Raw genomic sequence first — 1,025 nt, forward strand, 5'->3', positions numbered from 1 at the left:
TTGGAAATGATCGCGCCTTCGACGGCCTTATCCAGGTCCGCGTCGTCGAACACGATGAACGGCGCGTTGCCGCCCAGTTCCAGGGACACTTTCTTGATGTCCTTGGCGCATTCCGACATCAGTTGACGACCGATTTCGGTCGAACCGGTGAAGGACAGCTTGCGCACGATCGGGTTGCTGGTCAGTTCGCTGCCGATGTCGCCAGCGCTGCCGGACACCACGCTGAACACGCCAGCTGGAATGCCAGCACGCTGGGCCAGTTCAGCCAGGGCGAAAGCCGAGAAAGGCGTTTGCGAGGCAGGCTTGAGCACCATGGTGCAACCGGCGGCCAGGGCCGGGCCGGCTTTACGGGTGATCATCGCAGCCGGGAAGTTCCACGGTGTGATGGCAGCGGTCACGCCGATTGGCTGCTTGATCACGATCAGGCGCTTGTCAGGCTGGTGGCCCGGAATCACGTCACCGTAGATGCGCTTGGCTTCTTCGGCGAACCACTCGATGAAGGACGCGGCGTACACGATTTCGCCCTTGGCTTCGGCCAATGGCTTGCCTTGTTCCAGGGTCATCAGGCGAGCCAGGTCATCCTGGTTCTCGATGATCAGCTCGAACCAGCGACGCAGCTTGTTCGCACGTTCTTTGGCAGTCAGTGCACGCCAGGCCGGCAGCGCTTTGTCAGCAGCTTCGATGGCACGGCGGGTTTCGGCAGCGCCCATCTTCGGCACGGTGCCCAGAATTTCGCCCGTTGCCGGGTTGTTGACCTTGATCGTCTGACCATTGTCCGCATCAACCCAAGCGCCATCGATGAAGGCTTGTTGGCGGAACAACTGGGTGTCTTTAAGCTGCATGTCGGCTTTCCTTAACAGCACCGCAATGTATGCGGAGCAAATTATGATTGTAGAAAGGCGCCTCGGTAGGCTGCCGTCAGGGAAATCATTCACCGGGCTGAAGCACAAAATAGCGCACGGAATGAACGCGTGCGGTTCAGCACCCAGACAAGAGCGTTTGAAATCTCAAACGAATCCTAGGAT

The 1,025-nt window shown here is 59.0% G+C and carries 1 protein-coding gene; it reads right to left on the minus strand.

The window, feature by feature from the left end; all coding sequences use genetic code 11:
* Positions 1-842 (minus strand): aldehyde dehydrogenase family protein (locus tag D8U18_RS18025; protein WP_007987892.1); only part of this gene is annotated, 842 nt, incomplete at its 3' end.
* Positions 843-1,025 lie beyond the last annotated feature (183 nt).

The sequence above is a fragment of the Pseudomonas sp. Sample_10 genome (assembly GCF_004321495.1).
GTDB lineage: Bacteria > Pseudomonadota > Gammaproteobacteria > Pseudomonadales > Pseudomonadaceae > Aquipseudomonas.